The 15338-nt window shown below is 35.8% G+C and carries 1 protein-coding gene; it reads right to left on the bottom strand.

Annotation, left to right across the window (positions count from 1 at the left end; genetic code table 11):
• Window positions 1–20: 20 nt before the first annotated feature.
• Window positions 21–15326, bottom strand: a complete 15306-nt coding sequence (locus OZP08_RS16245; RefSeq protein ID WP_281322334.1) for a non-ribosomal peptide synthetase — start codon at window positions 15324–15326, stop codon at window positions 21–23.
• Window positions 15327–15338: the final 12 nt, after the last annotated feature.

Consider the following 15338-nt stretch of genomic DNA (forward strand, 5'->3'; position numbering starts at 1 on the left):
GTAAACAAGCAATCTGTTTATTACTCGATCGTTGCTCCCAATAATTCCTGAGCTATGATTTCAATATTTTTGGTTAATTGAATTGCATCATAGTGGTTTCCTTGAAGATAAATATGGTCAAACCTACCTGTTGTATATTTTTCCCAATCTTTCATGTTCAAGAATTCATTACTGATATTATTTTTGGTTTTGAATGCTATAATATCTCCTTTTATTCTTCCTCTTTGTTTGTATTTGTTGTTGAGGTCTATATTGTTCTTCCAAAGTTTTCGAATACGAACTATTTGCTCTTCATTGTATTCAAAACCTTTTAACCATCCTTCTAAATATTGTAGCTCACTTTCATTGGCTCTTTTTACTTCATCGGTTAGTTTTGGTTTTCTTCTGCTGATGTTTCTATCAATGATGAGTAATTGTATTTCAAATCCCTTATCTTCTAATATTTTAGCAGTTTCAAAGGCTAAACTTGCTCCTAATGAGAAACCGATTAGTGTTAGTTTTCTCTGTGAACGATATTTCATGATTTGTCTAGCAAAATTCCAGGCCTTGTCTTCTAAATTTTTATCAAATGGTTCATCAAAATCAAATCCATTATCTTGAATTCCGTGACAATTAAAATCATCCTTCAGCATTTTTACTATTCCCATATAGGCCAATGAAGTTCCCATTAATGGAGGGAAAAAGAATACGTCATCCTCTTTTTCTTCATTATCTGTCAGTGTAACAATGTTGTTGAAATCTCGTTGGTAATCGTTTATTGTCTCTACTAAGTCTTTGATGTATGGCGCGCTGATAACATTTCCGAGGTTTATTCTTAAATCCATTTCAGCATTTACTCTTGAAACCATCTGTAGTGCTTTCATAGAATGTCCGCCAATTTCAAAGAAGTTATCTTCGATACCTACCTCTTCACGATCAAGGATTTTTTTCCAAATTTCTACCATCATTACTTCATTTTCATTTCTTGGTGCTACATACTTGAATTTCGATATTTCCGTAGGCATTGGTAATACCTTCTTATCAATTTTTCCATTTAGCGTGAGTGGGAATTTTTCTAATTGAATAAAATGCTCAGGTATCATATATCCTGGCAGGAAGTCTCTTAGATAGTCTTTGAGTCCATTCTTTTCCAGTACTTCATCTGAGATGAAATAAGCGATTAAGTATTCGTCTTCCTGCACCGTATGTACATTTACTAATACCTGGTGTATTAACGGATGTGATAACAGATTACTTTCTATTTCACCTAATTCTATACGAAGTCCTCGTAGGTTTACCTGCGCATCATTTCGTCCTATAAATTCAATGTTTCCGTCTTCCAGCCATTTTGCCACGTCGCCTGTTTTATATAGGCGTCCTTCTCCAAATGGATTTGGGATAAAAGCAGCATTTGTAAGTTCCTCTTGGTTGATATACCCTCTTGCAATACCTGCACCTCCAATATAAAGTTCACCTTCAAAACCTACCGGCATTGGGTTAAGTTTACCATCCAGTATGTAAATTTCTTTATTCGTTATCGGTTTCCCAATTGGTACATGTTTGTCTTCGTATGCTTTATCTACTTTAAAAACTGTACTTACAACCGCAGCTTCTGTTGGCCCGTAATTATTGTAAAGCGTAAATGGTACTTTTTCGAAATTTCCGAGCGTGTCTCCTCCTGTCAGAATCTTTATGTTTGGATTAATTTCTTTTCCAGATTGTTTCAGGAATTTACATGCTGCTGTTGGTAAGAATACCTGATTGATTTCTTTTTCATGAATCCAATCAATTAGGTTATCAAAACCTGTTTCTTGTTTTTTGGCCGCCATGTATACTGTAGCTCCTTGTAATATTGCTGGCCAGAATTCCCAGATACTTGCATCAAAACTGATACTCGCGAGCATACTTACCTTGCTTTTGTGCGTTAAATCATAGTATTCTGCATGCCATTCACAAAGATTGATTAATCCTGCCTGTTCCATCATTACCCCTTTCGGTTTCCCTGTAGAACCTGATGTATATATCACATAGGCAAGGTTATTAGTATTGGCTTGGTTAGTAAAATTTGTAATTGGATAGTTTTCCAACTGATACCATTCCTGAGGCAATTTGAAGGTTTTTGCTTTTAATTTTTCTTCAAAATGATCTGTCAATACTAATTCAACACCTGCGTCATCTAATTGATAATTGATTCGATCTATTGGAGATTTTGAATTCATAGGTAAATATGCAGCACCCGTTTTTGCAACTGCGAGAATGCTTATTACCAACCATTGATTGTGTTCAGCTATAATTCCGATTACATCTTCCGGTTTTGCACCATATATGTTTTTTAGGTATTGTGCTAGTTGATTTGCTTTTTCGTTTAGTTCTTTATACGTTATTTCATACTCGCCATCTACTATCGCTATGTGATCTCCGTGTTTAGCAACTTGTTTTTCAAATAATTCACTAAGTGTTTCATCTGGAGTTTTTATATTTCCTTTCCCAGCAAAATTTGATAATAGCAACTGTTTTTCTTCTCTTTCAAGATAATTTAATTTATAAATATCTTCTGTCGAGTTCTCTACAATTGAAGATAATAATTGAATAATATGGCTTCCCATTTTTTCAATACGGTCTTTGAAAAATAAATCGGTATCATATTCAACTGTCATGATTAATCCTCCGTCACGTTCCTTGAAATAATATGATAAATCGAATTTACTAATAGGCATTCGCACATTAGTTTCTACAACCTCCATTCCGTTTAATGTTAATACGCTATCATCATCTGCATTTGCATCTTGCAAGACAACCATAACATCTATAAGAAGCGATCTACTTAAATTTCTAATTAATTTTAAGTCATCTACTAATTTATCAAACGGATAAATTCTGTGGTCAAATGCTTCCAAGACCGTAGTTTTTACGGTTTGTAAATAACTCAAAAATGAATCTTCCTCTTCGCGTTTGCTTTTAAATACTAATGTATTGGAGTAGAATCCTATTTGATCTTCCAGATCTGTATGACTTCTTCCTGTAATTGCTGTTCCTATGATGAGTTCTTCGTTTCCTGTGTATCGAATCATCATTGTTTTTACCAAGGTTAGTAATCCCATAAATAATGTGCTGTTCTCTTTGGATAGCAATTTTTGGAATTTTTTGGTGGTTTCAGCATCTATTTTAAAGTACAATCGATCTCCATTAAATTTACGGGATGGAGGGCGTACCAAATCTGTGGTTAAATCTATTGAAGGTGTATCGCCTCCCAGTTTTTCATTCCAATACTCTTTATGACGTTGTAAATTTTCTCCACTTAGCTCATTCTGTTGCCAGGTTGCAAAGTCTTTATATTGAATATTTAATACTGGTAATTGATGTTCTTCTCCTTTAGAAAGTGCATTGTATATGGTAATTATTTCTTTATTCAGAATTTGTAAAGACCACTCATCTCCTATGATATGATGAATATTAAATAAGAATAAATATTCAAAATCAGCCGTTTGATATAAATTTACTTTTATAAGAAGGTCTTCTCCCAAATCAAATATTTCCTGAGAGGCATTTTGTGCCAAACCTACTGCAAAGCTTTTTGATTCCTGTTCATTTCTTAAGTCAACAAAATCTATTTCAAAATCTATTGCTTCAAACGGTACAATTTTTTGATGTGGTTCATTCATCCATTCTACAAAAATCGTTCTGAACACCTCATGACGTTCTATGATTGTTTCAAAAGTTCGTTTTAAGATATCTCTATCCAAATTCCCTTCGAGCCAATAAATATGAGGCATATTGTATACTTCTCCTGAGGCTTCCAGTTTTTCTAATACCCATATACGTTTTTGAGGATATGATGGCGGATAATATTTCTGTTCTTCCGCTTTTGTAATTGGTGTATATTCCTCAAAATCTTCATTGATAATTAAGTTTGCTAAATCGCCTAATACGGGGTACATGAAAATATTTTTTAATTCTATTTTCTTAGAAAGCACCTTATAAATTCTGGACACAATCTGGATTCCTTTGAGGGAATGTCCGCCTAATTCAAAGAAATTGTCTTTGATTCCGATTTCTTTTTTCCCCAATACTTCTTCCCAGATTGAGATTAATATGCGTTCCGTTTCATTAGTTGGTGCAACATATTCTCTGACCATTTCCTCTGATGGATTGGGTAAGGCTCGTTTGTCTATTTTTCCGTTTGGTGTTAATGGAAATTTCTCTATGCCTATCAAATACGTTGGAATCATGTATTCTGGTAAGCAGCCTGTTAAGTATCTTCTTAAAGAATTGTTTTCGATTTCTTCGCCTGTGTAGTAACCTGCCAAATGTTTCTCTCCATCGATCTCTATTCCCACCACTACACTTTGCTGTACTCCGTCATAACTTATCATTGCCGATATTATCTCTTCCAACTCTATTCTATAACCACGAATTTTTATCTGATGATCTATTCGTCCGTAGTATTTTATGCTTCCTTCCTCGTTCCAGCTGCATAAATCCCCTGTGTTGTACATCACTGTGTTTTCCTGATACGGATGGCTGATGAATGACTTTTGGGTCAGTTCTTCCTTGTTTTGATAACCTACTGCGATTCCGGTTCCACTCATGTACAATGTGCCTATCACTCCAATTGGTACTAACTGTAATTTGTCATCTAAGATGTATGACTGCATGTTGTCTACCGGGCGTCCGATGTATGGAATATCTTGTGTTTCTTTCACCTTTTTATAGGTTGAATAAACCGTGGTTTCCGTTGGCCCATACATATTCCATATCGTTTCTGTACTCTGAATCAGCGATTCCCCTAAGGATAGTGATAAGGCTTCTCCTCCTGTTATGGCACGAACTTTATTGCTTCCCTGCCATCCTGCGTCTACTAACATCTGCCAAAATCCTGGTGTTGCCTGCATGATACTCGGGTTGTACTTTTCAAACAATTCTATAATGGCTTCCGGTGATTTCAATGATGGTGTTGATGCTATTATCACACTGGCACCTACATGTAATGGCAGGAACAATTCTACCACTGACATATCAAAAGCATAGGTTGTTACGGCCAGTAAGGAATCTGATGCTTTGGCCGATACTTCGGCTTCCATAGCATACATCAGGTTGGTGACGGATTTGTGACGGATCTTTACTCCTTTTGGGGTTCCTGTTGATCCTGAGGTATATATCATATACGCCAGATCTTCTTCATTCACCAATACTGTCGCTAATTCTCTGCTATATGTAGATAATGCGTCTATTTCTTCTGGCAGCTTCATTACTTTAATTCCTGATTCGTCTTTGTATACGGTATCGGAAATTAATAAGGCTGCTCCGCCATCCTCTAATATGTAACTGATTCTTGATGCCGGATAACTTTTATCAATTGGTAAATAAATCCCGCCCAATTTTAGAATACTTAACATGGAGATTAGCATCCATTCGCTGCGATCTACCAATAATCCCACACTATCTCCTTGTGTAATGCCATAATTGTCTTTTAAATAATTTGACAATTGGTTTACCCTTGCATCTAATTCTCCATAACTTAATTCCTGATCTGCATAATATACCGCTATGGCGTCTGGCGTCTTGCTTACATTTTGCTCATAACTTGCTAAAAAACTGCCTTTTAATGGGTAATCTTTTGCTGTGGCATTAAACTCTTCCAAGATTTGTGTGCGTTCTGCCTGTGATAGATAATTATACTTTCCTATACTGGTTTGCGGTGCTGCAACCACTAATTGTAATAGCTCTTCCAGATGTGATGCCATTCTCGTTATTCGCGATGCTGAAAATAACGAGGTGTTGTACTCGATTGTCAGATGTAAATTATCTTCTCGTTTGCTGAAGTAAAAAGTAATGTCGAATTTGCTATTCACAAATGCTGTAGAATCTTCTTTAATTTCTATACTATTCAAAGATTCCGATGATTCCTTAGCACCATCTTGCCAAACAATCATTACATCAAATAATGGCGAATGGCTTAAATCCCTAGATACTTCCAGTTCTTCTACTAATAGATCAAACGGATACAATTGATGTTCGTATGCATTTAGACATGTTTCCTTTATCTGTGTCAATAGAGCTTCATAACTCATGTCATCAGACAATTCATCTCTAAGTACTAATGTGTTTAGATAAAATCCTAACTGATTTTCTAAATCCGGATGTACCCTTCCAGAGATTGGAGTTCCAACAATTATGTCTTTGGTTCCTGTGTAGCGGTATAGCAGCATTTTTACCAAAGAAAGTACCCCCATAAACATGGTATTTCCACTACTTGTAATCAATTTGCTAAAGCCTTTGGCTGTATTTGTTTCAAATTGATAATGGTAATGTGCACCGGAAAAAGTTTTTACCGGAGGTCTTATATAATCAGTTGGTAATTCTAATGGAGTAATTTCTCCCGATAATTTATCTAGCCAATACGATTTATGAAGCAATAATTTATCACTTTCCAATTGCTTTGCTTCCCATGCAGCATAATCTTTATATTGAATTGATAGCGGTTTAAGTTCTAATCTTTTTCCTTCTTTGATTTTATTGTATATGTGCTTAATCTCCTCAATTAAAATTCCAACAGACCATTCATCTGAAATAATGTGATGATTTACTAATACAAAGAGGTATTCGTTTTTGGCAACTTCAAAAATGCTTACTTTAATTAACGGCCCATTTTCTAAATCTAATGGGCTTTCTATTAACAGACGCATTCTCTCTTTTACTTCATCATGAGCATTTTCATTTGCACTCAGGTCAATATAATTTATTTTAAAAGAATTATTCATTCCCAATACTACTTGTCGAACTTCATCATCGATCATCTTGAATACTGTTCGCAGAATTTCATGTCTGTTTATTAATTCAAGGAATGCTTGATTTAATGCTTCTATACTTAAATCTCCATGAAACCAATAAGACATTGATGTATTATATGCTGCTCTTGCTTCTGTAAATTGATTTAGTGTCCACATACGTTTTTGCGCATAGGAAGCAACATAATAATCTGCATTTGGTATCTTTTCTATATCAGCAAGTGTAGTAGATTCTTGTTGATCTATTAGTTTTGCTAATTCTTTTAAGTTGCTGGTAGCAAAAATATCTTTCAGTGTAATTTTTACAGAATGCTCTTTTGCAACAGTAGATACTAATTGTATTGCTTTTAACGAATTTCCTCCTAATTCAAAGAAGTTATCCTCTACTCCAACTTGTTGAACCAATAATAATTCTGACCAGATTTTTGTCAACAATTGCTCCGCTGCCGTTTCTGGTGCTATGTATCTTTTTGCTGAAACTCCTTGTAATGATGGCAATTTTGATCTGTCTAACTTTCCATTAGTTGTTAATGGAAATTCTTCCATACTTACATAATAATTAGGCACCATATATAATGGCAAATGAGCTTTTAAATACGCTTTTATCTCGCTTGCCTTTTCATCTGAACCAATGTAATATACCACTAATGATGGAACTAATCCGTCTGAAACTACTAATACTTCAAATTGTGCAAGTAAGTTACTCTCTGATATTACACCGCTTAATTCGCCTAGTTCAATTCTGTGTCCTTGTATTTTTACCTGATCGTCTTTTCTTCCGTGATAGTGCAAATTTCCTTCACTGTCCCAGCTTACTATATCTCCTGTTTTGTAGAGTATTCCTTCTACAAATGGATTTGATAAGGTGCGTTCTAAAGTTAAAGCTTCGTTTCCGATATAGCCTTTGAAAACACCTAAACCGCCTATATACAATTCTCCTTGAACACCAATTGGTACCAACTCATTATTGCTGTCTAAAACATATAATGATGTATTACTTATTGGACAACCAATCGTAATTAGATTTTCTTCTTCTACTAATGCTACACTACACCCAACTGTTGTTTCTGTTGGACCGTATTCGTTGTAGATTTTCATAGAAGGATTTAATCCTTTCAGTATAGAAACATGATTTGCCGTTAAGCGTTCTCCTCCTACAATTGCTACTGCGATATTCGTACTCTTTATATCTAAACCTGCCAATACTTGTATGTGTGAAGGTGTTAGTTTTGCTGTTCGGATTGACTCGCTGCTAAATACTTTTTGCAACGCAGCAAAATCGTCTTCTTTAGAAGATAAAATTTCTAATTCATCACCACGTAACAATCCGCTCCATAAACTTGTAACCGTTAAATCGAATGATAGTGATGTGAATAAACAACCTGAATAGTTTGCTTCATTATTATAGTAATTTGTATTTGCCCAACTCAAATAGTTCACCACTGAGTTATGCCTGATCATCACCCCTTTTGGTCTTCCAGTAGATCCTGAAGTGTAGATAATGTACGCTAGGTCTTCTCCGTTTAATGATACGTTTAATCTTGTATTTGGATAATTGCCTAATTCTTCTTTCAGGTTGGTACTATCGATATTTGTCACTGCATATTCAGATATCTGGGTATCAGTTAGTAGCAACGATACTTTCCCATCGCTTAGCATATACTCTACCCGATCTGATGGATAGTTACAATCTATTGGTAAGTAGGCTCCTCCTGCTTTTAATACTCCTAGAATACTTATTACCAACCACTCACTTCTATCCTGCATAATACCTACAATACTTCCTTTGCCAATATTATGCTTGGTTTGTAAATAATGTGCCAATTGGTTGGAACGCTCTTCTAATTCCTGATAATTTAGCGTGATGTTTTCGTAGCTTAAAGCTAATGCATTCCTTTGTTTATCTACTTGCGATTCAAAAAGTGATATCAGGGTTTCATCCGAAGATTGTGCTACAATTTCTCCCTGATAGTCTTCCAGCAATTCTTTTTGTTCTTCCGCATTTAGTAATGATAGCTTATCTAACGATATTGCACTGTTAGCAACTACACTTCCTAGTAATTTTTCTAAATGTACGCCTAGTCGCTTAATGCGTTCATCACTGTAAATGTCAGTATTGTATTCTATGTGTACACTCATTTGTCCTGATGGACTTTCTTTAAACCAAAAGGTTAGATCATACAAACTTGTCTCAACATTGACACGCACTGAAGAAACATCTAAACCTTCCATTTCTACCTTATCTTCCGCCAATGATTGATCATTCTCTAAAACAACCACTACATCATATAATGGAAAACGGCTTAAGTCTCTTGATAAATCCAGTTCGTCTACTAATAAGTCAAATGGATAGGATTGATTTTCATAGCCTTCTAAACAGGTTTGTTTTACCTGTTTTAACAGACTTGTAAAACTATCTGTTCCTTCAAATTGGGTTCGTAATGCCAGATTGTTGATATAAAACCCTATTTGATTCTCTAAATCTGAATGATCTCTTCCTGCAATTGGCGTTCCTACAATAATGTCTTCCTGCCCACTATATCTATACAAAAGCGCTTTGATCAAGGAGACTAATCCCATAAACAGTGTACTGTCTTGTTCTTTTATATATTGTTTAAATGCTTGGCTTGTTGACTCTGAAAAACAAACTTGTGTCTGTGATCCGTTATAGGTTTGCATCGATGGACGCACATAATCTGACGGTATATCTAAAACCGGTAATTCTCCGCCTAATTTTGCCAGCCAATATTCACGTGAGTCAGCCAATTTTCCTTTTGAAAGGGCTTGTAACTGCCAAGCTGCATAATCTTTGTATTGAATTGGTAGTGCTTCTAATGATTTTGCTTCACCTTTGACTATCGAATTGTAATAGCTTATTAAATCACGAACCAATACCTGCATGGACCACTCGTCTGAAATTATATGATGTATAGAAAACAACAATCGATAATGTTCATTTCCTAAGTTTAGTATTACTACCTTAAATAATGGCCCTTTTGATAAATCAAAGACTGATGACGCCATCTCGGCTAAAACTTCTTCTATTGCAGCTTCTTTGTTTTCAGCTTTTGATACATCTGTAACAGGAATTTCAAAATTGATTCTTTCTGCTGGCTGTATCAATTGGCGCGGTTCGCCATCTTTTAGGATAAATATTGTTCGTAAACTTTCGTGACGATTTATCAATTGTGCAAATGATTCCGTTAATGCTTCAAGGTTTAATTTTCCTTGCATCTCATAACTTATCGGACGGCTATATGCGATAAAGTTCTCCTGTAATTGATCTAGCACCCATAAACGACGCTGTGCATGTGAAAGTGCATAATCATCCTGTTCTGCTACTTGTTTAATATGATTGTATATGGTATCTCCTTTTGATTCCGCTATTAATGATCCCTGAGCTTTTAAAGAAGAATGATTGAAAATCTCTCCTATACTCAGTTGTACTTCGTGTTGTTTGTATACTCTTGAGATTAACTGAATCGCTTTTAAAGAGGAACCTCCTAAATCAAAAAAGGAATCGTTTCTGCCAATACTGCTTTGAGGAATACTCAATAGTTCTGCCCAAATACCGCTTAGTGAGGTTTCGATTGCTCCGTTTGGCGCTTCATAATTACTGCCTCGTAATAATTCGCATGGTTTTGGTAAAGCACGTTTGTCGACTTTTCCATTTAAGGTTAGTGGAAATTCTTCTATATAAATAAAGTAATCCGGAATGCTGCTGCGATCTAAGGTTGCCGATAAAAGCAAACGCAATTCGCCCGATCCGTATTCTGTTCCGCTGTAATAACAAAGTAATGAATCTGCGGTAGTATCTGTATGCAATACTAATTCTACCTGACCTATTCCCTCTAGGTTTAATAATGAACTGCGAATTCCTTCAAGTTCTACCCTTACCCCATGAAGCTTGATCTGATCATCTATTCTGCCCAGTATTTCTAAATTGCCTGAACTGTCATAACGACCCAAATCTCCTGTTTTGCAAACCAAATCTTCGCGATCTGTAACCAATGGGTTCTGTACAAATAAGTTTGTTGTAAGTTCCTGATCCAAGTATCCTTTGCTTACATACGGACTTTTGATATAGACTTCTCCGATTTCTCCCCACATACTGAGTCCGCTATCGTTGATTACGGCTATCATACTATTATCGATTGCCTGTCCAACCGGTAAAACGATACCAGGGTCTAAATTTTCATTTGGAATATGGTAACAACTTTTTAAAACTGTTGTCTCCGTAAGTCCGTACAAATTACTCATGCGGGCTGAATGTCCTGAGATAGAACGCCATAATTCGACATCACGTCCGTATAATTTTTCTCCAGCCAGAACTACTTCTTTTACTTCTTTTAAAGATAGATTTTGTTCCAATAAACTATTGGTCAGTAGTCTGAATAAAGATGGAACGGTTTGCAGAATAGTCACTTTTTCTTCTAATAGCCAACCTGCCAACAGAACCATATTCTCTCGCGTTTTCTTTGCTGGAATGCACAAACTGCTTCCCGAAATTAAACTCGTCAGGATATCCTTTAAACTTGCATCAAAAGTTACTGATGCTATTTGGCTTACACGACTCTCGGTATCAAATCCAAATGTGTTTTTGTGCCAATTGATATAATGTGAAATACTTTCCTGATTTCCTACTATCGCTTTGGATTTTCCTGTTGTTCCCGAACTGTAAAATATATAACTGCTATTATCAACTGGATAATCAATATCTATATTCTCTTCACTGTAATGCTCTAATGTATAATCTGATACTACATAATCGCCTGAAGAAGTTACTTCGTAAACTTCTAAACTGGTCTTTTCTAGTGAAATCAAATCTAAATTTCCTAGTCCTAAATCTCCCAAAAGGGAAGATCCTGAAGCTTTAAATACCAATACATGGCTAAATTCATGATTAATACCCAGACTTTGAAACTCTGACCATGAAACATCATCAGCAATTAATACTTTCATCGAGGTTTCTGAAACTGCCTGTTGCATTCGTGCCTGCGAGAAACTATTCGATAAGGGCACATAAGTAATTCCTGTTTTCAAGCATGATAGCAAACTTCCTATCAGTTCTTTTCCGCTGGATAATAATACGCCAACTGAATCATCTGCCGACATACCAATATCTAACAACAAACCGCTTAATTGATTTGCAAATGAATTTAAAGAAGCATAACTCGTATTGCCATTAGATTCTACTAATGCCGTATGGCTTGGATAAAGTGATACTATACCCTCGAAACTTTTGTGAATGTATTGTGCAGCTACTTTTTGTACGGGCTTTTCAAACCAATCTGTTGAAGACAGTTCTTCTTCTCCTAAATAGGTTAGTTCTTTCATGGATGTTTCTGGTGTAGATATAACTTCCAAAAGCAACTTACCCAAATGATTTACCATACGTGTAATACGATCACTATCATATAAGTCGGTACTATATTCTATGCTTCCTTCTAAATGATCTTCTCTATCGATAAACTGAAAACGTAAATCACCTTTACTGATTTTTAACTCTTCGTTGATAGATGCTACTTCCAAACCTTCCATCTCTAAAGAATCCATCAATTGTAAGTCTACATTTTGCAGAATGACAACCACATCAAATAATGGTGAACGATTTTTAGCAACATTGCTTTCTAATTGTTCTACCAATAAATCAAACGGATAACTTTGATGGCTGAATCCTGAAACACTTATTTGTTTTACATGAGCCAATAATTCTTTGAAATTATCTTCACCACTAAATTTGGCACGCAACGCCAAGGTGTTTAGATATAAACCGATTTGATTCTCCAAATCTGCGTGATCTCTTCCTGCTACTGGTGTTCCCAAAGTAATGTCTGATTGTCCTGTATAGCGATACAATAATGCATATACTAGCGAACTTACCCCCATAAATAATGTACAGCCTAGTTCAGAACATATTGCTTTTAATCCTTCACTTGCTTCTTTTGAGAATGAAAAATGATGTTGTACACCTTCATGGCTCATTACTGCCGGACGCGGACGATCTGATGCCAATTCTATTCTTGGTGCGTCTGATAAATGCGTTTTCCAATAATTTCCGGAAGCTTCGAATTCTGTACTCTTTACCATTGAGGATTGCCAAGCAGCATAATCCTTGTATTGAATTGGTAATGGTGCCAATGAAACTAATTCATTTCGTATCAATCCATTGTAATACGTTACCAAATCACGTACTAATATTTGCATAGACCATTCGTCAGAAATAATATGATGATCTACAAAAACTAAATCATAGGTGTTTGATCCATATGAGAGCACTTTTATTCTGAATAATGGCCATTGACTGAGATCAAAACGCTCATTTCGTAACTCTTCTACTAATTGATCTTTACGTTCCGGAGTGGTACTGATGTCAATGGTTTCTATATTTACCACAACATCACTACCTTTTAATATTCTCTGACGTGGTTCACCATCTTTAAGGATAAATATTGTTCGCAGACTTTCATGACGCTCAATTAATGCCTTAAATGATTTGGTTAAAGCCTCAATGTCTAAATTTCCTTTTAGACGATATACTTCTGTCCCATTAAATGGTGAAATCCCTTCTATTTGTTGTTCAATAAGCCATGTACGGCGTTGCGCATGTGATAGTGCATAATCCTCTTGTTCCGCTACTTTTTCAATAGAATTATACGTATCTCCTTTTGATTCCGCTATTAATGATGCCTGTGCTTTTAATTGGGAATGATTGAAAATTTCTCCTATACTCAGTTGTACTTCGTGCTGTTTGTACACTCTGGAGATTAACTGAATCGCTTTTAAAGATGAACCTCCAAGATCAAAAAAGGAATCGTTTCTACCAATACTGCTTTGAGGAATACTCAATAGTTCTGCCCAAATGCCGCTTAGTGAGGTTTCGATTGCTCCGTTTGGCGCTTCGTAATTACTGCCTCGTAATAATTCGGATGGTTTTGGTAAAGCACGTTTGTCGACTTTGCCGTTTAAAGTCAGTGGAAATTCTTCGATATAAATAAAGTAATCCGGAATGCTGCTCTGGTCTAATGTTGCCAATAAAAGCAAACGCAATTCTCCCGAACCGTATTCTGTTCCGCTGTAATAACAAAGCAGAGAATCTACAGTATTATCCGTATGCAATACCAGTTCTACCTGTGCAACATTTTCTAAATTTAATAATGAACTGCGAATACCGTCAAGCTCTACTCTTACCCCATGAAGTTTAATCTGATCGTCTATTCTTCCCAGTATTTCTAAATTTCCATTACTGTCGTAACGACCTAAGTCTCCTGTTTTGCAAACCAAATCTTCACGATCTGTAACCAATGGATTCTGTACAAATAAGTTTGTTGTAAGTTCCTGATCCAAGTATCCTTTGCTTACATAGGGGCTTTTGATATATACTTCGCCAATTTCTCCTCTGTTACATATTCCTTTTTCGCTAATAACTGCAATTAAAGTATTGCTGATTGCCTGTCCTACTGGTAAAACGGTGCCTGGATCTAAGTCTTGATTTGGAATGTGATAACAGCTTTTTAAAACTGTTGTTTCTGTAAGTCCGTACAGATTACTCATGCGAGCTGAATGTCCTGAAATGGAACGCCATAATTCTACATCACGACCATATAATTTCTCTCCGGCCAGAACTACTTCTTTTACATCCTGTAAAAAAAGATTTTGTTCCAATAAACTATTGGTCAGTAATCGGAATAAGGATGGAACGGTTTGCAGAATAGTCACTTTTTCTTCTAATAACCAGCCTGCCAACAAAACCATATTCTCTCGTGTTTTCTTTGCCGGAATGCACAAACTGCTTCCCGAAATTAAACTCGTCAGGATATCTTTTAAACTCGCATCAAAAGTTACCGATGCGATTTGGCTTACTCGGCTTTGGGTATCAAATCCAAATGCGTTTTTGTGCCAGTTCACATAATGGGAAATACTTTCCTGACTGCCAACTATCGCTTTCGATTTTCCTGTTGTTCCCGAACTGTAAAAAATGTAACTGCTGTTATCAACCGGATAATCAACATTGATGTTTTCTTCACTATAATTCTCTAATCTATAATCTGATACTATATAGTCTCCGGAAGAAGTTACTTGATATACCTCTAAACTGGTCTTTTCTAATGAAATCAAATCTAAATTTCCTAGCCCTAAATCTCCCAATAGTGAAGAACCGGATGCTTTAAATACCAATACATAGTTAAATTCATGACTAATACCCTGACTTTGAAACTCTGACCATGAAACATCATCAGTAATTAATGCTTTCATCGAGGTTTCTGAAACTGCCTGTTGCATTCTTGTCTGCGAAAAACCATTCGATAAGGGCACATAGGTGATTCCTGTTTTCAGACAAGACAGTAGACTTCCTATCAGTTCTTTTCCGCTGGATAATAATACGCCTGCTGAATCATCTGCTGACATACCAATGTCTAACAACAAACCACTTAACTGGTTTGCAAATGAATTTAAGGATGCATAACTCGTATTGCCATTAGATTCTACTAATGCCGTTTGGCTAGGATAAAGTGATACTATATCCTCGAAACTTTTGTGAATATATTTTTTAATCATTGATTTGACTTT

Origin of the sequence: Flavobacterium aestivum (genome assembly GCF_026870175.2) — a bacterium.
Classification (GTDB): domain Bacteria; phylum Bacteroidota; class Bacteroidia; order Flavobacteriales; family Flavobacteriaceae; genus Flavobacterium; species Flavobacterium aestivum.